Source organism: Herbiconiux sp. SALV-R1 (assembly GCF_013113715.1).
GTDB lineage: Bacteria > Actinomycetota > Actinomycetes > Actinomycetales > Microbacteriaceae > Herbiconiux.
The window spans coordinates 842,410-863,765 of sequence record NZ_CP053344.1 but is presented as its reverse complement, the minus strand read 5'-3'; the positions used below and the strand labels follow the sequence as shown (position 1 = coordinate 863,765).

Sequence of the window (21,356 nt, the reverse complement as noted above, 5' to 3'; positions counted from 1 at the left end):
CCCCGTTCATCCGATGATGAAGTTGATCGAGCCGGTCGCGATCGACACGGCGAGCGCCACCGCGCCGATGCTCACGCCGGCCGCCACGAGCATCCAGTCCCCGGCACCGAACACCGACTCCCGGGCCCAGGTGCGGGTCGCCGTGCCGCCGAAGCCCCGCGCCTCCATGGCCGTGGCCAGTTTGCTGCCGCGTCTGATGGAGAGCACGAGCAGGGCGAAGGCCTGGCCCGCGAAGCGGCGCAGCCGCCCGCGGTCGCCGAGGCCCCTGGCGCGGCGGGCGAGCTCGAGCTGTCGCCAGTCGTCGAGGAACAGGCCGATGAGGCGCATGCCGGCGAGCGCCCCGAGCACGAACCGGCTGGGCAGGTGCCAGACCTGGGCGAGTCCGTCGGCGAGGTCGGTCGGGTCGATGGTGGCGAAGAGCACCACGGCGGGCAGCCCCACGGCCAGGATGCGCAAGGTCGTCGCGATCGCCAGCGCGATCGACCCGTCGGTGACGTGCACGAGCCAGAACTCGACGTAGCTCGTGCCCGAGGCGACGCCGTACAGCAGCGTGGTGACGCCGGCGAGGGGCGCGGCGATCCAGATCGCCAGGGTGCGCCTGAAGAAGGCGCGCGGCGTGAACCCCGCCCAGACGAACAGGATGCTCTCGAGAGCGAGCGCGACGGCCGCCGACACCCAGTCGATGGTGACGATGAGCAGCGCGCTGAGCAGCAGCGAGGCGGCGAGCTTCGCCACCGGGTTCACGGCGGTCACCCGATCACCAGCTCGTGGTCGGCGAGCGCCTCGACGAAGGCGCGGTCGTGCGTGACGGCGACGAGGGCGGTGCCGCGATCGAGCTGGGCGCCGAGCAGCAGCACGAGCTCGGCCCAGGTGCGCGAGTCCTGCCCGAAGGTGGGCTCGTCGAGCACGAGCACCGCGGGGCGCGCGACGAGCGCCGAGGCCACCGAGAGCCTGCGCTTCTCTCCGCCCGAGAGCGTGTACGGGTTGGCCGAGAGCAGCCGGTCGAGGCGCAGGCGCGACGCCACCTCGGTCACCCGCTCGGCGATCTCGCCCTCGGAGAGACCGAGTGCGCGCAGCGAGACCTCGAGCTCGGCGCGCACCGATCCTGTCACGAACTGGTGCTCGGGGTCTTGGAACACGACGCCGATGCGCGTGAGCACCTCTTTCGAGCCCCAGTCGCCCGGGTGCACCCCCGGCACGGATGCTCGCCGCCGTCGGCCGAGCAGCGAACGGATGCGCCGGGCCGGCCGGGCATCGACCGCCGGCAGATCGCCGTCGACGCCTCGCAGCAGCTCGGAGGCTCGCACCTCGCCGGCCGCGGGCAGGAGGAGCCCGGAGAGGGTGAGCGCGAAGGTCGACTTGCCCGCACCGTTGCGCCCCGTGACCGCGACCGCGCGCGCGGCAGCGACGACGGTGTCGTCGACCGCCGCCACGGGCGCCTCAGGCGCGCGCGTCACCGCGAGCCCGCGCGTGGCGAGCAGCTCCGCCCCGTCGGCCACACCGGCGCCGGCCTTCGCCGCCACCGCCTCCGCCTCGCTGGCTCCCGCCGCACCGTCTGCCGCCGTGCCGACGCCGGCACCCGACGCCGTGACGCCGCGACCGGCCGCCACCTCCGCGACCGCGGTACCCGCCGCGCCGCGGCGCGCGCGGCGACCGCCCAGCGGGTCGATGCCCGGAACCCAGACGCCGTCGCGCGCGAGCTCCGCGCCGCGATCGCGGAGCACCCGCTGCGGCGTGCCGTCGGCGATGACGCCGCCGCCCGGCTCGAGCACCACCACCCGGTCGACCACGTCGAGCCACACGTCGACCCGGTGCTCGATCACCACGAGGGTGGCCCCGGTCTGCTCGACCACGCGCCCCACGGCGTCGCGCACCTCGACGACCCCCTCGGGGTCGAGGTTCGCGGTGGGCTCGTCGAGCAGCACGACGCCGGGGAGCATCGCCATCACCCCGGCGAGCGCGACCCGTTGCTTCTGCCCGCCCGAGAGCGCCGAGGTGGAATGGTCGAGGGCGAGGTCGCCGAGACCGACGGAGTCGAGCGCCCGCTCCACGCGGGGCCAGATCTCTTCGCGCGGCACCCCGAGGTTCTCGCAGCCGAAGGCGACGTCGTCGCCCACCCGTGCGAGCACCAACTGCGAGTCGGGGTCCTGCAGCAGCAGGCCAACGCGGCCTCTGGCGTGCCGCGCATCCGTGTCGCCCACCTCGAGGGCGCCCTCCTCCTCGCCTTCGTCGGCACCGCCGAGCACCCCCGCGAAGGCGTGCATCAGGGTCGACTTGCCGGCGCCGGAGGCCCCGAGCAGGAGCACCCGCTCCCCCGGCTCGACGACGAGGTCGACCCTACGCAGCGCCCACGCCTCGCGGCCGGCGTGCCGCCACCCCCACGAGGAGGCGCGCAACCCGGCGGGCGCGACGGAGTCGGCGGCGACACCCGGGTCGTCGCCCGGGCTCGCCGCCCCTCCCGTCCGGCCCGGAGGGCCGACGCGCGCCTCGCCGCTCACGCGCGCGCCGTCACCTCACGACCCGCGGCGAAGCGGTTGAGCGCCCCGGTGCGCGCGAGTGCCCGCGCGATCACCCACGACAGCAGGCCGGCGACGATCGCGCCGCCGATGACGGCGCAGGTGATGTACACGGCGTAGAACGCGGTGCCGAGCCCCGGATACCAGAGGATCGAGTCGTTCAGGCCGAGGGCGAGCCCCGCCCCGGCACCGGCCAGCACCGCCACGTAGACGCGGTAGTTCGCGTAGAGGAAGGCGGCGAAGACGATCTCGGCGCCGAGCCCCTGCACGAGACCGGAGACCAGGGTGAGCGGCCCCCACTGCGTTCCGACGAGCGCGGAGACGGCGGCGGCGACGAGCTCGGTGTAGATCGCCGCGCCCGGCTTGCGGATGATCAGCCCGCCCAGCACGCCGGCGAACAGCCACACGCCGCCGGTGAGCGACTGGGCGCCGGGCAGGAGCGCCTCGAGCGGCGTGGCGATGGGGGTGTAGCCGATGCCCCAGGCCCAGAAGATGAGCCCGGCTGCCACGCCGATGACGCTGGCCACGACGATGTCGACGACCCGCCAGCGAAGACTGCGGCGACGGCCGGGTTTCTGGGCGGAGGTGGTGGAACTGGTGGTGACGGTGGAATGCACTGGTCGTGCCCTTTCGTTCGGTGGAAGGGGCACGGGTTGGCCGTCAGGCGGCGCGATCGACAGGCGCGCTGGTGCGCGACCCGCGAGCACACCGCTGTCGCGGCGTAGAGATGCCTCCCTGCGCTGGCATGATCCAGATCAGGTTCGACGGTCGAAGGTTGAGAACCTTCCTCTCAGCCCGGCTCACCGGACTCCCGTGTGGCACCGAGTATACGCCCAGAGGCGCTACTTCTTCAGCGCCCGCACGAACCGCGACAGCGCCCACCCGGTCGCAACGACCACGGGCAGCGACACCGCGAGCAGCGCGATGAGGTTCGGCTCGAAGGTGGCCTTGCCGTCGGGGCCCGTGACGTAGGCGCCGATCGGCACGCTCACGCCGCCCCCGCCGAAGCCCTCGCCGCCGGCGTCACCCGCACCGATCTTCTTCTCGGTCGCTCCCGGAGAGGATGCGTTGCCGTTGCCGCCGCCGAAGCCCGCCCAGACCAGGGCGACCGGAACGAAGCTCGCCCCGTCGATCTCGACGGGGGCGCCGTACGCGGCGTTCACCCCGATGGACTTGGTGGCGTCGGTGAGGGTTTCCACGAGGTTGGCCATGGCGACACGCTACCGCGAACGGGTCGCCCTGAACAGCCCTGCACAAGCCCCTTCCCAGCCGATGGCCGCGCGGCGCTAACCGGGTACGGTGATCGGAGAATCGACAGGAGACCCCATGGAATCGTGGCCAGGATCGGCCTACCCGCTCGGCGCCACCTATGACGGCAGCGGCACCAACTTCGCCCTCTTCAGCGAGGTGGCGGAGCGCGTGCAACTCTGTCTCTTCGACGACGACGGCACCGAGACCTGCGTCGATCTGACGGAGGTCGATGCCTTCGTCTGGCACGCCTACCTTCCCCAGGTGCAGCCCGGGCAGCGGTACGGGTACCGCGTGCACGGCCCCTACGACCCCGAGAACGGTCTGCGCTGCAACCCGAACAAGCTCCTGCTCGACCCGTACGCGAAGGCCACCAGCGGCGAGATCGATTGGGACCAGTCGCTGTTCTCGTACACCTTCGGCGACCCCGACTCCCGCAACGACGACGACTCCGCGGCGCACATGACCTACGGCGTCGTCATCAACCCCTTCTTCGACTGGTCGGGCGACCGCAAGCTGCGCATCCCCTACAGCCAGAGCGTCATCTACGAAGCCCACGTGAAGGGCCTCACCGAGCTGCACCCCGACGTGCCCGAGGAACAGCGGGGCACCTATGCGGGCCTCGCGCATCCGAAGGTCATCGAGCACCTGCTGAAGCTCGGCATCACCGCCATCGAGCTGATGCCCGTCCACCAGTTCGTGAACGACTCGACACTCATCGACAAAGGCCTCAGCAACTACTGGGGCTACAACACCATCGGCTTCTTCGCACCGCAGTCGACCTACGCCTCCGCCGGCGACCGCGGCCAGCAGGTGCAGGAGTTCAAGGGCATGGTGAAGTCGCTGCACGCGGCGGGCATCGAGGTCATCCTCGACGTGGTGTACAACCACACGGCCGAGGGCAACCACCTCGGCCCCACCATCAGCTTCCGCGGCATCGACAACGCCGCCTACTACCGTCTGGTGGAAGACGACCAGCGGTACTACATGGACTACACCGGCACGGGGAACACCCTCAACGTGCGCCACCCGCACTCGCTGCAGCTCATCATGGACTCGCTGCGCTACTGGGTGACCGAGATGCACGTCGACGGCTTCCGCTTCGACCTCGCCAGCGCCCTGGCACGCGAGTTCTACGACGTCGACCGCCTCTCCACCTTCTTCGAGCTCGTGCAGCAAGACCCGGTGGTGTCGCAGGTGAAGCTCATCGCCGAGCCGTGGGACGTCGGCCCCGGCGGCTACCAGGTGGGCAACTTCCCCCCGCAGTGGACGGAGTGGAACGGCAAGTACCGCGACACCGTGCGCGACTTCTGGCGGGGCGAACCGTCGACCCTCGGCGAGTTCGCGAGCCGCTTCACCGGGTCGGCCGACCTCTACGAGCACTCCGGCCGCCGCCCGGTGGCGTCGATCAATTTCGTCACCGCCCACGACGGCTTCACGCTGCGCGACCTGGTGTCGTACAACGAGAAGCACAACGACGCCAACGGCGAAGACAACAACGACGGCGAATCGCACAACCGCTCGTGGAACTCCGGCGCGGAGGGCCCCACCGACGACCCCGAGGTGCTCGCCCTGCGCGCCCGCCAGCAGCGCAACTTCATCGCCACGCTGATGCTCTCACAGGGTGTGCCGATGCTCCTGCACGGCGACGAGCTGGGCCGCACCCAGGAGGGCAACAACAACACCTACGCCCAGGACTCGCCGCTGTCGTGGGTGCACTGGGACAGCGAAGACCTGCCGCTGGTGGAGTTCACCGCCGCGGTGCTGCGTCTGCGGAAGGAGCATCCGACCTTCCGGCGCAGCCGCTTCTTCGACGGCCGCCCCGTGAAGCGCGGCGCGGGCGAGCCCCTGCCCGACATCGTCTGGCTGAACTCCGACGCCACCGAGATGCAGCCCGAGCAGTGGGACTCCCCGCTCTCGCGCGCCGTCGGGGTGTTCCTCAACGGCAACGGCATCAGGGCGCGGGATGCGCGGGGACAGCAGCTCACCGACGTGCACTTCCTGCTCTACTTCAACGCACACGACGAAGACCAGGACTTCACCCTGCCGTCCGCTGAGTACGCCGAGTCATGGGACGTCGTGATCGACACCGCGGGCGGAGCAGCCGACTCTCAGGCGCTCCCCGCCTCGTCGAGCCTGACCGTGGGAGGCCGCTCGCTCCAGGTGCTGCGCCTCCACCGCGAGCCCGAGGTCGAGCCCGACCACTCGGTGGCCGCCTCGCTCTCGGCGCAAGCCGACACCTCCGCCATCGTCATCCCCACCACCCCCTCGGTCGGCTGACCTCAACCCGAACAGGAGACCACCGGATGCGCGTGCCCCGGTCGACCTACCGACTCCAGCTCACCGCCGACTTCACCCTGTGGGATGCGGCGCGACTGGTTCCCTACCTGAAGCGTCTCGGCGTCGACTGGGTGTACCTCTCGCCGATCCTGCAGGCCGAGCGCGGCTCGCAGCACGGCTACGACGTCACCGATCACTCGCGGGTCGACGAGGAGCGGGGCGGCCCCGACGGGCTCCGCGCCCTCTCTACCGCGGCCCACGAGGCGGGGCTCGGCGTGCTCGTCGACATCGTGCCGAACCACGTGGGGGTGGCGACCCCGTCGCAGAACCCGTGGTGGTGGGACCTGCTGAAGCACGGCAGGGGCTCGCGCTACGCCGACGCCTTCGACGTCGACTGGGACGCCGGGGGCGGCAGGCTGCGCATCCCGGTGCTCGGCGACGACTCGCTCGACGCCCTGACGATCGAGCGCGACGGAGGCGGCGGCGAGCCGATGCTCGCGTACTACGACCACTGCTACCCCATCGCCCCCGGCACCGCCGACGACGGTGCCGACGCCGAGACGGTGCACTCGCGGCAGCACTACGAGCTCATGAACTGGCGGCGCGAGAGCACCGACCTCAACTACCGCCGTTTCTTCGCGGTCTCCTCGCTCGCCGCCGTGCGGGTGGAGGAGCCGTGGGTGTTCGACGAGTCGCACGCCGAGATCAAGCGCTGGTTCGACGAGGGTCTGGTCGACGGTCTGCGCGTCGACCACCCCGACGGGCTCGCCGACCCCGGTGGGTACCTCGAGCGACTCGCCGAGCTCACGGGCGGCGGCTACGTGCTGATCGAGAAGATCCTCGAGGGCGACGAGCCGCTCGAGCCCGACTGGCCCTCGGCCGGCACCACCGGATACGACGCACTCGCCCTGATCGACCGGGTGTTCGTCGACCCCGACGGCGAGGCGGCGCTCGACGAGCTCGACCGTGAGCTCCGCATCTCGAGCGGGCTCCCGGTCGAGGACTACGCCGAGATGATCCACGGCACGAAGCGCGGCATCGCCGACGGCATCCTGAACGCCGAGGTGCGGCGCATCGTGCGCGACCTCGAGCGCGCCGGCGGGGTGCCCACCCCCACCGACACCGCGGTGCTGCGCGACGCCGTGGCCGAACTGCTCACCTGCTTCCCGGTCTACCGCTCGTATCTCCCCGCGGGCCGCGAGAAGCTCGACGAGGCGCTCGAGCTGGCCGTGCGGCACCGGCCCGAGCTCGAGAGCGTGCTGCGGGAGACCGCGGAGGCGCTCGGTCGCACGGGAACGGCTCCGAGCATCCGGTTCCAGCAGACCTCGGGGATGGTGATGGCGAAGGGTGTCGAAGACACCGCCTTCTACCGCTACACCCGGCTGACCTCGCTCACCGAGGTCGGGGCCGACCCCGACCACTTCGCCGTGACGGTGCCCGAGTTCCACGAGGCGCAGAAGCGGCGGCTCGAGACGCTCCCCGGCAGCATGACGACGCTGTCGACCCACGACACGAAGCGGGCCGAGGATGCTCGGGCCCGCATCTCGGTGCTCGCCGAGCTGGGCGAGGGGTGGGGTGGTGCGCTGGCGAAGATCCGCTCGCTGCTGCCCCTCGGCGACGGGCCGTTCGAGAACCTGCTCTGGCAGGCGATCGTGGGCACGTGGCCGATCTCCCGGGAGCGCGCCAAGGCCTACGCCGTGAAGGCGTCGCGCGAGGCGGGCGTCTCGACGAGCTGGCTCGACCCCTCCGACGACTTCGAGCGGCGCTTCGAGACGGCGATCGACCAGGTGTTCACCGACCCGGTCGCGCGCGGACTCGTGGAGAGCGTCGTCGCCACCATCACGGATGCGGGGCGCAGCAACTCCCTGTCGGCCAAGCTGGTGCAGCTCACCACCACCGGGGTGCCCGACGTCTACCAGGGCACGGAGCTCTGGGACTACTCGCTGGTCGACCCCGACAACCGCCGGCCGGTCGACTTCGGCGAGCGCTCCGAGCTGCTCGAGCAGCAGGACGCGGGCGAGGCACCCGCCCTCGACGAGCTCGGCGCCGCCAAGCTGCTCGTGGTCTCGGTCGCGCTGCGGTTGCGTCGCGATCGGCCCGAGCTGTTCACCGGGTACCGCGGGCTCGAGGCCACCGGCCCCGCGGCCTCGCACCTGATCGCCTTCGACCGGGGTGGCGCGATCACCGTCGCGACCCGCCTGCCGATCGGGCTGGCCCGCAGCGGCGGCTGGCGCGACACCACGCTGGAGCTGCCCGCGGCGCGCAACGGCTACGTCGACGCGCTCACCGGCAGACTCGTGAGCGCCGGGCCCGTGAGCGTGAGCGACCTGCTGTTCCACTATCCGGTCGCGCTGCTGCAGCGCGTCGACGACGAGGACTGAACGAGATGACCGAGAACGACTTCGCCGTGTGGGCGCCACGACCGGCGCGAGTGGAGCTGCTGCTGCGTGAGGCGGGTGCCGGTTCGGGGGCGGGTGCTGCGCGCATCCGTACCGTTCCGCTGCACAAGGGCGACGACGGGTGGTGGCGGCCCGAGGAGGGCGCGGTCACCTGGAAGCCGGGCGTCGACTACGGCTACCTGCTCGACGGGCAGGGGCCCTACCCCGACCCGCGCTCGCGCCGGCAGCCCGACGGCGTGCACGGACTCTCGCGCACCGACGACCCCGCGACGTTCGAGTGGAGCGACGGCTCGTGGACGGGGCTGCCCGTCGACCGCGCCGTCATCTACGAGCTGCACGTCGGCACCTTCACCCCGAAGGGAACGCTCGCCTCGGCGCGCAAGCGCCTCGACCACCTGCGCTCCATCGGCGTCACGCACGTCGAGCTGCTGCCCGTGAACGGCTTCAACGGCGTGCACAACTGGGGGTACGACGGGGTCGCCTGGTTCACCGTGCACGAGGCCTACGGCGGCCCGGAGGGCTACCGCGCCTTCGTCGACGCCTGCCACGCGGCGGGGCTCGCCGTCATCCAAGACGTGGTCTACAACCACCTCGGGCCGAGCGGCAACTACCTGCCGCTCTACGGCCCGTACCTGAACGACGCTTCGAGCAACACCTGGGGCACGAGCGTCAACCTCGACCACGAGGGCAGCGCCGAGGTGCGCCGCTTCATCCTCGACAACGCGCTGATGTGGCTGCGCGACTACCACGTCGACGGCCTGCGGCTGGATGCGGTGCACGCCCTGGTCGACGACGGCCCGGTGCACCTGCTGGCGGAGCTCTCGGCCGAGGTCGAGGAGCTGTCGGCCTCGACGGGGGTGCAGCGGATGCTCATCGCCGAGTCCGACCTCAACGACCCGGTGATGTTCCGGGCGCGCGACGACGGCGGCTACGGGCTCGACGGGCAGTGGAGCGACGACTTCCACCACGCCGTGCACGTGAACCTCACCGGGGAGACCTCGGGCTACTACGCCGACTTCGACTCGGTGGGGGCGCTCGCGAAGGTGCTCACGAAGGGGTTCTTCCACGACGGCACGTACTCCAGCTTCCGCGAGCGCGAGCACGGCGTCGAGCTCGACCGTGCCGCGACGGCGCCCTGGCGGCTCGTCGTCGCGTCGCAGAACCACGACCAGATCGGCAACCGGGCGATCGGCGACCGGCTCACGGCGACCCTCGGGGTCGACGACCTCGCCATCGCCGCGGCGCTCACCCTGCTCGGCCCGTTCACCCCGATGCTGTTCATGGGCGAGGAGTGGGCGGCGTCGACGCCGTGGCAGTTCTTCACCTCGCACCCCGAGCCCGAGCTCGGCGAGGCCACCGCCACGGGGCGCATCGCGGAGTTCGAGCGCATGGGGTGGGACGAGAGCGCCGTGCCCGACCCCCAAGACCCCGAGACCTTCACCCGCTCGAAGCTCGACTGGCACGAGCTCGACGACCCCGCGCATCCGGAGCACCGGGCCATGCTCGAGGTCTACCGGGCGCTTGCGCGGGTGCGGGCCACGCTGCCGCCGGGCGACGAGCTCCGGCTCGCCGAGATCGCGGTGGAGTTCAGCGAGGAGGAGCGCTGGCTCGTGCTCACGCGGCCCACCATCACCCTCGTCGTGAACTTCTCCGACGAGCCGCGTGAGCTCGCGACGATCGCACCGGGCGCCGGCGAGGTGCTCGTCGACACCCACGCCCTCCTCCACCCGGCACCCCCGTCGCGCCACGCGGGCCGCCCCCTCGACATCGCCCCCCACAGCGTGATCGTGACGGCCCTCCCCTAGGGTCGGGGCTCCGCCCCACCCGTCAGCGGCGGGTGCCGTTGCGCTCGGCGGTCTCGCCGGAGGCGGGTGAGCGCATGAGGGAGGCGGGGCGCACGATGTCGGTGCCGAAGCGCGCGGCGACCTTGTCGATCGTGCGCTCGGCATCGTGCCACCCCTCGGAGGGCACGGTCTCGTCGGCCCAGAGCGACGGCTGGTGCAGGGTCTCACCCGCCTCGGTGAGCTGCTCGACGCGCACGCCGATGAGCCGCACGGGGGCGCCGTCTTTCCACGCGGCCTCGAGCACGCTCGACACCTCGTCGTAGATGCGCTTGCCGAGGTCGGTGTGCTCGGCGAGGGTGCGTGAGCGCGAGATGGTGGTGAAGTCGGAGAACCGCAGCTTCAGCGCCACCGTCTTGCCCACGAGCCCCGCCGCCCGCAGCCGCGCCGCCACCCGGTTCGACTGGTGCAGCAGTTCGCGGCGCAGCACCTCGGGCGAGCGCTCGTCGACGTCGAAGGTGCGCTCGTGCCCGACGCTCTTCTCCTGCGAGGTGGTGACGACCTCGCGCGGGTCGATGCCGTTCGCCAGCTCGTGCAGCCGCGTGCCGGCGGCCTCGCCGACGGCCGCCACCACGGTGCCGAGCGGCGCGGCGGCGAGCTCGCCCACGGTCATGAGCCCGTAGCGCTCGAGGTGCTCGGCGGTCTTGCCGCCCACGCCCCAGAGCGCCCGCACGGGCAGCGGATGCAGGTACGCCAGCACCTCCGACGGGCGGATGACGAGCATGCCGTCGGGCTTCGCCCTCCCCGAGGCGAGCTTCGCCATGTACTTCGTGGGGGCCACCCCCACCGAGCAGGTGAGCCCCGTCTCGGCGAGCACGCGGGCCCGCAGCGCGGTGGCGATGACGTCGGACTCGCCGAGCAGCCGCCTGGCCCCCGCCACGTCGAGGAACGCCTCGTCGATGCTGAGCGGCTCGACCAGCGGCGTCACCTCGCGGAACAGCGCCATCACCCGCCGAGACGCGTCGCGGTAGCGCTCCATGTGCGGTTCGAGCACGATCGCCTTCGGGCACAGCCGGAGCGCCGCGCCGACGGGCATCGCCGAGTGCACGCCGTAGGCGCGCGCCTCGTAGGTGGCGCTCGTCACGACGGCGCGCGCCGACCGCCCGCCGACGATGACGGGCTTGCCCTTGAGGTCTGGCCGCTCGAGCAGTTCGACGGAGGCAAAGAAGGCATCCATGTCGACGTGCAGGATGGGCGGACTGGGCTCCATGCTGAGAGCCTAAGCGCCACCACCGACATCGGCAGACCCCGCTCTCGGCCGGCCCACCGCGTGCTCTCAGAATTCACACAGACGACGGGAAAAGACTGTGCGATGCCCGCGCTCGCGGCCCCCGGATCCGAAAGTCACCCGTGAACGCTCTGCTCGACCTCGGCATCCTCTCCGGACCGCTCGTCATCGCCGTGTACCTGCTCGCGGCCGCCGCACTCGTGCTGCTCGTCGTGCGTCGACCCGGCCCGCGCTGGTCGCGCCGCGGGTGGCTGCTGACCGCCGCCGTCGCGGCGGTCGCCGGAGCACTCCTCGGCCTCGGGCTGACCTGGCTGCTCTCCGATCAGCTCGACCTGTTCGGCGCCGTGCTCACGCCCGTCGTGCGCACCTGGATCGCCGTCGGCTTCGCCGCCATCGCCGTCGCCGCCGCCTCGCTCTGGCGCCCCCGCCCGCTCCGCGCCGTCGCCGCGGCGCTGGCCATCGTGCTCTTCGCCACCACGACGGCCATGTCGATCAACATCGACTTCGGCCAGTACCCCACCGTGCGCAGCGCGCTCGGCCTCAGCGCCTTCGCCGGGAACGCCCTGCCCACCTTCGGCCCCGACGCGAGCGGGGCGCCCACCGACGGAGCCGACGGCGGCGCCGACTCCACCGCTGCCCTCGCCGACTGGACGCCCCCTGCCGGCATGCCGGCACAGGGCTCGGTGAGCTCCGTCGACATCCCGGCCACCGCATCCGGTTTCAAGGCACGCCCTGCGGTGGTGTACCTGCCCCCGGCGGCCCTGACCGCGAACCCGCCGAAGCTGCCCGTGCTCATCATGATGTCGGGGCAGCCCGGCACGCCCGACGACCCGCTCACCACCGATCACCTGCAGGAGAGCCTCGACGCCTACGCGGCAGCCCACAAGGGCCTCGCGCCCATCGTGGTCTCCCCCGACCAGCTCACCGACCCGGCCGTGAACCCGATGTGCGTCGACTCGCCGATCGGCAACTCCGCCACCTATCTCACCGTCGACGTGCCGAACTGGATCCGCGCCAACCTGCCCGTGCTCCCCTCCCCGCAGTACTGGGGCGTCGGGGGTCTCTCCCAGGGCGGCACCTGCTCCATCCAGCTCGGTGCCGCGCACCCCGAGCTGTTCAGCGCCATCATCGACGCCTCGGGTGAGGAGTTCCCGACCCTCGGCGACGAGCAGAAGACCATCGACCAGGGCTTCGGCGGAGACGCCGCCGCGTACGCCGCCGCGCATCCGGCAGCGATCATGGCGGCGAAGGCGCCCTACCCGAACACGATCGCGGTGTTCGGTGTCGGCAGCGCCGACGACGCCTTCAAGCCCGGGGTGCAACGGCTCTACGCCGACGCGCAGGCCGCGGGCATGGACGCCACCTACATCGAGGTGCCGGGGAGCGCCCACGACGCCACCACGTGGTCGGCGGTGTTCAAGCAGGGCCTCGGCATCGTCGCCGACCACTGGGGCCTGAACCGGTGACAGCGGCACCCGGCGGCCGCGGCGCTCACGACGTCGTTCGCGAGCGCCGGCCGGCCCTGAAGAGAGCGTCCCGCCTGGTCGAGCGGATGCTGCGCCTGGCACGCAGCATCCCGGTGGCCTGGGTGGTCACCGGCCTCGTCGTCGCGGCGAGCGTCACCCGCCTGGCGCTGAAACCCGGCAAGGCCCGCGGCGGCATCGACGCCTTCGTCGCCACCGGGTACGACGCCGTGTTCGTGCACCACGACTGGGCCTCCACGCTCACCTCGGTGTTCTTCGTGCGCGCGCTGGCGGCACTGCCCGTCGTCGCGGTGGTCGTGCTCGTGGGTGTGGGCTGGGCGGAACGACGCTTCGGCCATCTGCGCACGATCGTGGCGTTCGTGATCGTGACCGTGGTGGGCATCCTGCTGGGTCTCGCCACCCAGGCCCTCGGCCTCGGGCTCGACCTCTACGCGGCCGAGGTGACGCGCACCTATCGCACCGTCGACCCGGTGATCGCGGTCGTCGGGGTCGTGATGGCGGCGAGCGCCTTCGCCGGGCCGTTGCTGCGCCGCCGCGTGCGCGTCGTGGGGTTCTCGGCGGTGCTCGTGTTCGTGCTCTACTCGGGGCACCCCTCCGATCTCTACCGCCTGTTCGCGGCGATCGCGGGGCTCGTGCTCGGCATGGTGCTGCGGCGGGCGGCGACGGGCCGTGCAGCGGCCGCCGTTCTCCCCGGTGTCGTGCCCCGCGCCACCCGCCGGGAGACCCGCACCCTGCTCGCCGCGGTGGTGGCGATCACCGCCCTGGGCCCGCTGGTCTCGATCGTGTCGCCCTCGGGCCCCGGCATCCTGAACCCCCTCGGGGTGCTCTTCCGCGACCCGCTGCGCGACTACGCGGTGGCGGCGGTGCGCTGCGAGAACGTGACGCTCACCAAGCACTGCGCCGAGGTCGTCGCGCTCTCCCGCCTCGACGGCCCGGGAGCGGTGCTGCTCACCCTGCTGCCGTTGCTCGCGCTGCTCATCGCGGCGTGGGGCATCCAGCGCGGCCACCGGGTGGCCCTGTGGCTCGGCATCGGGGTGAACCTCGTCGAGGCGATGCTCGCCGCGGTCTACTTCGGGTTCATCCCGCTCGTCGCCTCCGACTCGCGCTCGGGGCTTCCCGCACGCCTCGCCGAAGACCATCTCGCGTTCGAGGTGGTGAGTGCCGCGGTGCCGCTTGTCATCGCGGTGCTCCTGGTGTCGTCGAGGCGCCTGCTCCCGGCGCGTTCCGACGGCAGCGACGGCGCGCTGCGCTTCCTCGCCCGGGTGACCGCGCTCTTCGTCGCCGTCGCGGCCGTGTACTTCGTGGTGGCCGCGCTCGCCCGCGACCAGTTCACGCCGACCGCGGGTCTCGGCGACCTGCTGCTCGACCTGCCCGAGCGCTTCGTGCCCACGAGCTTCCTCGCGCTCGAGCCCGCCGACATCCTGCCCGAGGGGCCGGTGGCCGTCATCGCGACGCAGTGGGTGGGCCCGCTGTTCTGGATCGGCGTGATCGCCATCGCCCTCCTCGGCATGCGGCCCCACCGCCCGCGCGGCGGCGAGAGCGACGACTCACGCGTGCGCTCCCTCCTGCACGCCGGCGACGGGTCGACCGCGGCCGACGCCCCCTCCACCCTCAGCTGGATGGTCACCTGGCCGGGCCACCACTACTGGTTCTCCCCGGCGGGCGGCGCCGTGGCGTACCGGGTGGTGAACGCCGTGGCCATCACGACGGGGGATCCGTTCGGGCCGCGCTCCGCGCATCCGTCGACCGCCCTGGGCTTCGCCGCCTACTGCATCGAGCACGGGTGGACCCCGGTGTTCTACTCGGCGACGGATGCGGTGCGCCGCACCCTGCGCGAGGCCGGCTGGTCGTCGCTGCAGGTGGCGGAGGACACGGTCGTCTCGACGGCCGGCTGGTCGCTCGACGGCAAGCGGATGCAGGACCTGCGCAGCTCGATCAACCGGGCCGACCGGGAGGGAGTGCACGCGGAGTGGGTGCGCTTCGGCGAGCTCGGCGCCGCCACGCGCGCCCAGATCACCGAGATCTCGGAGTTCTGGGTGGCGGAGAAGGGCCTGCCCGAGATGGGGTTCACCCTCGGCGGCGTCGACGAGCTGACCGACCCCGAGGTGCGGCTCATGGTGGCCGTCGACGCGGAAGGGCGTGTGCAGGGGGTGACCAGCTGGCTGCCGACCTTCCAGGAGGGCGAGGTGACCGGCTGGACGCTCGACTTCATGCGCCGCCGGCCCGACGGCATGAACGGGGTGATGGAGTTCCTCATCGCCCGCACCATCCAGCAGGCGCAGCTCGACGGGGTGTCGTTCGTGAGCCTCTCGGCGGCGCCCCTCGCCACGAGTGGCGACGACGCGCCTGGTGTGCTGAGCTACCTCAGCCGGGTGCTCGAGCCGGTGTACGGGTTCCGGTCGCTCATGCGCTTCAAGGCGAAGTTCCGGCCCGAGCACCGGCCGCTCTACCTCTGCTGCCCCGACCCGCTCGCCCTTCCCGGCATCGGCTACGCGCTCGGCCGGGCCTATCTGCCCACCACCTCGACGAGGCAGGCTGTGCGCGCGCTCCGCGTGAGATGAGTGCGCGCTCCTCAGGGGGTGAGCGCGCGGCGTGCGGGGGTAGCGTGGCGAGCATGGAATTTCGATACCTCGGACGCAGCGGACTCAAGATCTCGGAGATCACCTACGGCAACTGGCTGACGCACGGGTCGCAAGTGGAGAACGACATCGCCAAGGAGTGCGTGAAGGCCGCGCTCTCGAACGGCATCACCACCTTCGACACGGCCGACGCCTACGCGAACACGGCGGCGGAGGTCGTGCTGGGTGACGCGCTCGCCGGCGAACGACGCGAGTCGCTCGAGATCTTCACGAAGGTGTACTGGCCCACCGGACCCAAGGGGCCGAACGACTCGGGGCTCTCGCGCAAGCACATCCTCGAGTCGATCGACGGGTCGCTCCGGCGCCTCAAGACCGACTACGTCGACCTCTATCAGGCCCACCGCTTCGACTACGAGACGCCGCTCGAGGAGACCATGCAGGCCTTCGCCGACGTCGTGCGCCAGGGCAAGGCGCTCTACATAGGCGTCAGCGAGTGGAACGCGGAGCAGCTGCGGCAGGGCCACGCGCTGGCGCAGCAGCTCGGGGTGCAGCTCATCTCGAACCAGCCGCAGTACTCGATGCTGTGGCGCGTCATCGAGGGCGAGGTCGTTCCGGCCTCGGAGGAGCTCGGCATCTCGCAGATCGTCTGGTCTCCGGTGGCGCAGGGTGTGCTCACCGGCAAGTACAAGCCCGGGCAGCCGGTGCCCGAGGGCAGCCGCGCCACCGACGAGAAGGGCGGCGCCGACATGGTGAAGCGCTTCCTGCGCGACGACGTGCTCGAAGGCGTGCAGCGTCTTCAGCCGGTGGCCGACGAGCTCGGGCTCACGCTCGCCCAGCTCGCCATCGCCTGGGTGCTCGCGAACGAGAACGTGGCCTCGGCCATCATCGGCGCCTCGCGGCCCGAGCAGGTGGAGTCGAACGTGAAGGCGGCGGGCGTGACGCTTCCGCAGGAGGCGCTCGACCGCATCGACGAGGCGATCGGCGGGCTCGCCGAGCGCGACGCCGCGCTCACGGTCTCGCCCGAGACGCGGCCTTAGGGCAACGGCGCGGGGGCGGTGGCGTCGCTCGCTTCGAGCGGCCGCGCGAGCAGCGCGACGACGACGCTGCCGCCCTTGGTCGCCTGCCGCCCGACTTCGGCGAAGCCGAGCCGGCCGTGGAAGCGGAGCGACCCCGGGTTCGGCGGCTCGACGTTGACCTCGCAGTCGACCTCGGTCGCGCCGGCGGCGCGGGCACCTTCGAACACCGCCTGATAGAGCCGCTCCCCCACGCGCGACCCGCGCTGCCCCTCGGCCACCACGATGCGGTCGACGTAGCTGAAGTCGGCACCGCGCTCGCTGAACCACCGGTAGTTCTCACTGGCGTAGTCGAGGCCGGGCGGGAGGGCGAGCACGAAGCCGAGCACCGCATCCGGATGCGTGGGCACGACCGCACCGACCGCGGTCGTCGACCAGGCCACGAGCTCCGCCATCTCCCGCTCGTCGATGTCGTTCACGGCGGGAACGCTCGCCCGGTTGAGCAGCACCAGCGCCGGAACATCGGCGGGGGTCAGCGGACGGAGGACGAGGTCGGGTGCGCTCTGGTTCACGTCAGGAGCCTAGCGGGCGCGGTTCCGGATGCGGTGTGTTCGCTGTGCGCGGACCACGCGCATCCGTCGTGCGCGTGAGGAATGCGGGCGGGCACGCCATCCTTGTCATGAGAGATCGTGAAGGAGCACCGATGACCGACGCCACCCTGCCCCTCGTCGAAGCCAGCACCTGGCTGCGACTCCAAGAGCGCGCGCACCGCGAGTTCTCCGCCCGCGTCGCCGCGGTCTCCGACTGGGACGGCCCCACACCCGACACCGAGTGGACGGTGCGCGACCTCGTCAGCCACGTCATCGAGGAGCAGCAGTGGGTGCCGTGGCTGCTCTCGGGCCTCAGTACGCGACAGGCCAAGAGCAGGCTGCGCCCCCTCTCGTCCGACCTCCACCACGAGTGGCGCATCTACTCGCTCGCCGCCACCACGGCCTGGCACGACGCCCGGCCCGAGGCCGAGGTGAACCTCGCGTCGGACACCGTGACGACCATCGAGTACCTCAAGGAACAGGTGGCCGACGTCACCATCCACACCTGGGACCTCTCCCGAGCCGTGGGCGCCGAGGAGAATCTCGACGAGGAGCTCGTCGCCGCCGTCTGGACCGTCTTCGAGCCCCAGCGCGACACCCTCGAGGCCAGCGGCCTCTTCGCCTCGCCGGTGCCCGTTGCCGACGACGCGCCCCTGCAGTCGCGCCTGCTCGCCCTCACGGGACGCGACGACCGCCGCTGACGCGGCGCCGGCGCGCCGCGTCGCAGCGCCCGGGGCCCCGGGCGCTGCGCGGGCGGGCCTGGCCGCCCGCCGGGCCGCGCGCTACGAGGCCGAGGCGCGCTCCAGCACGAGTTCGCGCACGCGGGCGGCGTCGGCCTGGCCCTTCATGGCCTTCATGACGGCGCCGATGACGGCGCCCGCAGCCTGAACCTTGCCGTCTTTGATCTTGGCGAGCACGTCGGGCTGCGCGGCGAGCGCCTCGTCGATGGCGGCGATGAGCGCACCGTCGTCGGAGACCACCGCGAGTCCGCGCGCATCCACGACCTCCTGCGGGGTGCCTTCCCCGTCGATGACGCCCTCGAGCACCTGGCGGGCGAGGCGGTCGTTGAGCGCCCCCGAATCGACGAGCGCCACGAGCGCCGCGACGTCGGAGGCCGAGACCAGAGCCGACGCCTCGGCACCACGGGCGTTCGCGATGCGCGAGATCTCACCCGACCACCACTTGCGCGCAGCCTGGGGTGAAGCGCCCGCCTCGACCGTCGCGGCGACCTCGGTGAGCAGCCCGGCGTTCTGCACGTCTTGGAACTCGAGATCGGTGAAACCCCACTCGCTCTTCAGACGTCGGCGCCGTGCAGCAGGTGCCTCGGGCAGAGCGGCGCGCAGCTCCTCGATCAGCTCGGGCGAGGGCACGACGGGCAGCAGGTCGGGCTCGGGGAAGTACCGGTAGTCGTCGGCGTCGGACTTCGGGCGGCCGGCCGACGTGGTGCCGGTGTCTTCGTGCCAGTGGCGCGTCTCCTGGATGATGGTGCCGCCGTCGTCGAGGATCTGCGCCTGCCGCTGGATCTCGTACCGGATGGCCCGCTCCACCGACCGCAGCGAGTTCACGTTCTTCGTCTCGGTGCGGGTGCCGAGCGGCGCCGGTTCCTCACCGGGCGCGGTGCGGCGGCGCAGCGAGATGTTCGCGTCGCAGCGCAGGTTGCCGCGCTCCATGCGCGCCTCCGAGATGCCGAGGGCGATGACGATGTCGCGGATGGTCGACACGTAGGCCTTCGCGAGCTCCGGCGCGTCCTTGTCGGCACCGTAGATGATGTCGGTGACGATCTCGACGAGCGGCACACCCGCCCGGTTGTAGTCGACGAGCGAGTACTCGGCGCCCTGGATGCGGCCGGTCGAGCCGCCGACGTGGGTCAGCTTGCCCGCATCCTCCTCCATGTGCGCCCGCTCGATCGGCACGGTGAACACGCGGCCGTCGGGGAGCTCGACGTCGACCGAGCCGCCGTAGGCGATGGGCTCGTCGTACTGCGAGATCTGGTAGTTCTTCGCCAGGTCGGGGTAGAAGTAGTTCTTGCGCGCGAAGCGGCTCGACTCGGCGATGGAGCAGCCGAGGGCGAGGCCGAGGCTGATCGAGTAGCGCACGGCCTGGCCGTTCACCACGGGCAGCGAACCCGGGAGGCCGAGGCAGGTGGGCGTGATGTTCGTGTTCGGCTCGCCGCCGAAGTAGTTCGGGGCGGAGGAGAACATCTTGGTCTTCGTCGAGAGCTCGACGTGCACCTCGAAGCCGAGCACCGGCTCGAACAGCTCGAGTGCCTTGTCATAGTCCATCAGCTTGGCCTTCGCCATCAGACGGCCCCTTCCTGCGCGGCGCTCATCTCGCCCGGGGCGAGATCGGGTGCCTGACTGATCAGCGTGTGGCCCCACTTCTCCTCGAGCAGACGCTCGAGCGCGCCGCCGACGGTGTAGAGGCGGGCGTCTTCGCGGGCGGGGGCGAGGAACTGGATGCCGACGGGCAGTCCGTCCTCCCGGGCGAGACCCACTGGCAGCGAGATGCCGGGGATGCCCGCCAGGTTCGCGGGGATGGTCGCGATGTCGTTGAGGTACATCGCCATCGGGTCGCCGTCGTTCGCGCCGAGCTTGAACGCCGTGGTCGGGGCGGTCGGCGAGACGAGCACGTCGACGCCGGCGAACGCGGCGGCGAAGTCGCGCTGCACGAGCGTGCGCACCTTCTGGGCGCTGCCGTAGTAGGCGTCGTAGTAGCCGGCGCTCAGCGCGTAGGTGCCGAGGATGATGCGGCGCTTCGCCTCGGCGCCGAAGCCCACCTCGCGGGTCGCCGACATGACGTCTTCGACGGTGCCGCCGCCCGGCGGGTTGACGCGCAGGCCGAAGCGCACGGAGTCGAACTTCGCCAGGTTCGAGGAGGCCTCGGCGGGCATGATGAGGTAGTAGGCCGAGATGGCGTACTCCAGGCTCGGCAGGCTCACGTCGACGATCTCGGCGCCGTTCGCGGCGAGCAGGTCGAGCGCCTCACGGAAGCACTCGAGCACGCCGGGCTGGAACCCGTCGCCGTCGAGCTCGGAGATGACGCCGATCTTCAGGCCCGCGACATCCGCTCGCCTGACGGCCTCGGCCATGCTCGGCCAGCTGTCGGTGAGGGAGGTGGAGTCGAGCGGGTCGTGACCGCCGATGATGTCGTGGAGCAGCGCCGAGTCGAGCACGGTGCGGCTCACCGGGCCGATCTGGTCGAGGCTCGAGGCGAGCGCGATGGCGCCGTAGCGGCTGACGCCGCCGTAGGTCGGCTTCACGCCGACGGTGCCGGTGACGTGCGCGGGCTGGCGGATGGAGCCGCCCGTGTCGGAGCCGAGGGCGAGCGGCGCCTCGAAGGCGGCGACGGCCGCGGCCGAGCCACCGCCGGAGCCGCCGGGGATGCGCTCGAGGTCCCAGGGGTTCCGGGTGGGGCCGTAGGCGGAGTGCTCGGTGGAGGAGCCCATGGCGAACTCGTCCATATTCGTCTTGCCGATCGGCACGAGGCCGGCGGCGCGCAACTTCTGCATGACGGTGGCGTCGTAGGGCGGGATCCAGCCCTCGAGGATCTTCGAGCCGGAGGTCGTCGGCATGTCGTTCGTGACGATCACGTCTTTGATGGCGATGGGTACGCCCGCCAGCGGGTGCAGCTCCTCGCCGGCAGCGCGGCGAGCGTCGATCGCGGCGGCAGCGGCGAGGCTGAGCTCGGGATCGGTGTGCAGGAACGCGTGCACGTCGGTGTCGACCGCACCGATGCGGTCGAGGTGGGCGCGGGTCGCCTCTTCGGAGGTAACCTCGCCGGCCGTGAGCTTGGCGGCCAGGTCGGAGGCGGAGAGGCGCACGATCTCGTGCTCGTGGTGGCTCACTGCTCCTCCCCCAGGATGGCGGTGACGCGGAAGCGCGAACCGTCGTGGTCGGGCGCGCCGGCGAGTGCCTGCTCGGGGGTGAGGGTGGTGCCGGGAACGTCGTCGCGATAGACGTTCTGCAGCGGGATGGGGTGGCTGGTGGCGGGCACGTCGGCCGTCGCCACCTCAGACACCTTGGCCACGTTGTCGACGATCGAGGCAAGCTCGCTGGTGAGGCTCTCGATCTCCTGGGGCGTCAGGGCGATCCGGGCGAGGTTCGCGAGATGCGCGACCTGCTCCTGGGTTATTTCGGACATGGTGCTCCGGTGTTCTGTTCGCGAGGGGTGTGCGTCGA

Annotated in this window: 16 protein-coding genes and 1 riboswitch; of the genes, 7 read left to right on the top strand and 9 right to left on the bottom strand. The window is 71.7% G+C overall.

The annotated features are described in order from the left end of the window. Positions 1 to 6 precede the first annotated feature (6 nt). The 4 genes from HL652_RS04155 to HL652_RS04140 form a co-directional block, all read right to left on the bottom strand. On the bottom strand, positions 7 to 753 hold the full coding sequence (locus tag HL652_RS04155; protein WP_171704124.1) for an energy-coupling factor transporter transmembrane component T family protein: 747 nt from the start codon (positions 751 to 753) through the stop codon (positions 7 to 9). Continuing rightward, positions 750 to 2,498 carry an ABC transporter ATP-binding protein gene (locus HL652_RS04150; RefSeq protein ID WP_371743573.1) on the bottom strand — a complete coding sequence of 583 codons (1,749 nt, stop codon included), beginning with the start codon at positions 2,496 to 2,498 and terminating at the stop codon, positions 750 to 752. The genes HL652_RS04155 and HL652_RS04150 overlap by 4 nt, the downstream gene beginning before the upstream one ends. Continuing rightward, a complete protein-coding gene (locus HL652_RS04145; protein ID WP_171704123.1) occupies positions 2,495 to 3,133 on the bottom strand; it encodes an ECF transporter S component in 639 nt (212 codons plus the stop codon). Before HL652_RS04145 ends, HL652_RS04150 begins: the two co-directional genes overlap by 4 nt. A 100-nt stretch (positions 3,134 to 3,233) precedes the next feature. Next, a riboswitch (TPP riboswitch) is annotated at positions 3,234 to 3,341 on the bottom strand. Positions 3,342 to 3,358: 17 nt separating this feature from the next. Next, positions 3,359 to 3,727: a hypothetical protein gene (locus HL652_RS04140; protein WP_171704122.1), complete on the bottom strand. Its 369-nt coding sequence runs from the start codon at positions 3,725 to 3,727 to the stop codon at positions 3,359 to 3,361. Positions 3,728 to 3,842: 115 nt separating this feature from the next. Here HL652_RS04140 and glgX point away from each other — a divergent pair, with 115 nt between their 5' ends. The 3 genes from glgX to treZ are packed head-to-tail and all read left to right on the top strand — an operon-like array spanning position 3,843 to position 10,248. Next, the gene (gene glgX / locus HL652_RS04135) at positions 3,843 to 6,044 is read left to right on the top strand and encodes a glycogen debranching protein GlgX (RefSeq protein ID WP_171704121.1); all 2,202 of its coding nucleotides are present in this window, start codon (positions 3,843 to 3,845) and stop codon (positions 6,042 to 6,044) included. Positions 6,045 to 6,070: 26 nt separating this feature from the next. Beyond that, positions 6,071 to 8,425, top strand: coding sequence for a malto-oligosyltrehalose synthase (treY, locus tag HL652_RS04130; protein ID WP_171704120.1), 2,355 nt, complete (start codon positions 6,071 to 6,073; stop codon positions 8,423 to 8,425). A gap of 5 nt (positions 8,426 to 8,430) precedes the next feature. Then, positions 8,431 to 10,248, top strand: coding sequence for a malto-oligosyltrehalose trehalohydrolase (gene treZ, locus HL652_RS04125; RefSeq protein ID WP_171704119.1), 1,818 nt, complete (start codon positions 8,431 to 8,433; stop codon positions 10,246 to 10,248). 22 nt (positions 10,249 to 10,270) lie between these two features. On the opposite strand, the gene HL652_RS04120 is transcribed toward treZ, so the two are convergent. Beyond that, positions 10,271 to 11,494: a DNA polymerase IV gene (locus HL652_RS04120; protein WP_171704118.1), complete on the bottom strand. Its 1,224-nt coding sequence runs from the start codon at positions 11,492 to 11,494 to the stop codon at positions 10,271 to 10,273. A gap of 140 nt (positions 11,495 to 11,634) precedes the next feature. On the opposite strand from HL652_RS04120, the gene HL652_RS04115 reads away from it, so the two are divergent. From HL652_RS04115 to HL652_RS04105, 3 genes are read left to right on the top strand one after another with little or no spacing between them, the layout of a single operon-like run. After that, positions 11,635 to 12,978: an alpha/beta hydrolase gene (locus tag HL652_RS04115; RefSeq protein ID WP_171704117.1), complete on the top strand. Its 1,344-nt coding sequence runs from the start codon at positions 11,635 to 11,637 to the stop codon at positions 12,976 to 12,978. Next, positions 12,975 to 15,557 carry a bifunctional lysylphosphatidylglycerol flippase/synthetase MprF gene (locus tag HL652_RS04110; RefSeq protein ID WP_171704116.1) on the top strand — a complete coding sequence of 861 codons (2,583 nt, stop codon included), beginning with the start codon at positions 12,975 to 12,977 and terminating at the stop codon, positions 15,555 to 15,557. The genes HL652_RS04115 and HL652_RS04110 overlap by 4 nt, the downstream gene beginning before the upstream one ends. Positions 15,558 to 15,610: 53 nt before the next feature. After that, positions 15,611 to 16,612, top strand: a complete 1,002-nt coding sequence (locus HL652_RS04105; protein ID WP_171704115.1) for an aldo/keto reductase family protein — start codon at positions 15,611 to 15,613, stop codon at positions 16,610 to 16,612. On the opposite strand, the gene HL652_RS04100 is transcribed toward HL652_RS04105, so the two are convergent. After that, positions 16,609 to 17,160, bottom strand: a complete 552-nt coding sequence (locus HL652_RS04100) for a GNAT family N-acetyltransferase (protein WP_171704114.1) — start codon at positions 17,158 to 17,160, stop codon at positions 16,609 to 16,611. The genes HL652_RS04105 and HL652_RS04100 overlap by 4 nt on opposite strands. A 131-nt stretch (positions 17,161 to 17,291) precedes the next feature. On the opposite strand from HL652_RS04100, the gene HL652_RS04095 reads away from it, so the two are divergent. Continuing rightward, positions 17,292 to 17,879, top strand: a complete 588-nt coding sequence (locus HL652_RS04095) for a TIGR03086 family metal-binding protein (RefSeq protein WP_171704113.1) — start codon at positions 17,292 to 17,294, stop codon at positions 17,877 to 17,879. Between the two features lie 81 nt (positions 17,880 to 17,960). Here HL652_RS04095 and gatB read toward each other — a convergent pair whose 3' ends face one another. The 3 genes from gatB to gatC are packed head-to-tail and all read right to left on the bottom strand — an operon-like array spanning position 17,961 to position 21,318. Beyond that, the gene (gene gatB, locus HL652_RS04090) at positions 17,961 to 19,478 is read right to left on the bottom strand and encodes an Asp-tRNA(Asn)/Glu-tRNA(Gln) amidotransferase subunit GatB (protein ID WP_171704112.1); all 1,518 of its coding nucleotides are present in this window, start codon (positions 19,476 to 19,478) and stop codon (positions 17,961 to 17,963) included. Further along, on the bottom strand, positions 19,478 to 21,022 hold the full coding sequence (gatA, locus tag HL652_RS04085) for an Asp-tRNA(Asn)/Glu-tRNA(Gln) amidotransferase subunit GatA (protein ID WP_171704111.1): 1,545 nt from the start codon (positions 21,020 to 21,022) through the stop codon (positions 19,478 to 19,480). The genes gatB and gatA overlap by 1 nt, the downstream gene beginning before the upstream one ends. After that, complete coding sequence (gatC, locus tag HL652_RS04080; protein ID WP_171704110.1) at positions 21,019 to 21,318, bottom strand: Asp-tRNA(Asn)/Glu-tRNA(Gln) amidotransferase subunit GatC; 300 nt, start codon at positions 21,316 to 21,318, stop codon at positions 21,019 to 21,021. The genes gatA and gatC overlap by 4 nt, the downstream gene beginning before the upstream one ends. Between the last annotated feature and the right edge of the window lie 38 nt (positions 21,319 to 21,356).

Bases quoted from the DNA above. Each gene is read 5' to 3' on its own strand.
- HL652_RS04140 (WP_171704122.1), bottom strand. From the start codon at position 3,727: ATGGCCAACCTCGTGGAAACCCTCACCGACGCCACCAAGTCCATCGGG.
- glgX (WP_171704121.1), top strand. From the start codon at position 3,843: ATGGAATCGTGGCCAGGATCGGCCTACCCGCTCGGCGCCACCTATGAC.
- treY (WP_171704120.1), top strand. From the start codon at position 6,071: ATGCGCGTGCCCCGGTCGACCTACCGACTCCAGCTCACCGCCGACTTC.
- treZ (WP_171704119.1), top strand. From the start codon at position 8,431: ATGACCGAGAACGACTTCGCCGTGTGGGCGCCACGACCGGCGCGAGTG.
- HL652_RS04120 (WP_171704118.1), bottom strand. From the start codon at position 11,494: ATGGAGCCCAGTCCGCCCATCCTGCACGTCGACATGGATGCCTTCTTT.
- HL652_RS04105 (WP_171704115.1), top strand. From the start codon at position 15,611: ATGGAATTTCGATACCTCGGACGCAGCGGACTCAAGATCTCGGAGATC.
- HL652_RS04095 (WP_171704113.1), top strand. From the start codon at position 17,292: ATGACCGACGCCACCCTGCCCCTCGTCGAAGCCAGCACCTGGCTGCGA.
- gatB (WP_171704112.1), bottom strand. From the start codon at position 19,478: ATGGCGAAGGCCAAGCTGATGGACTATGACAAGGCACTCGAGCTGTTC.
- gatC (WP_171704110.1), bottom strand. From the start codon at position 21,318: ATGTCCGAAATAACCCAGGAGCAGGTCGCGCATCTCGCGAACCTCGCC.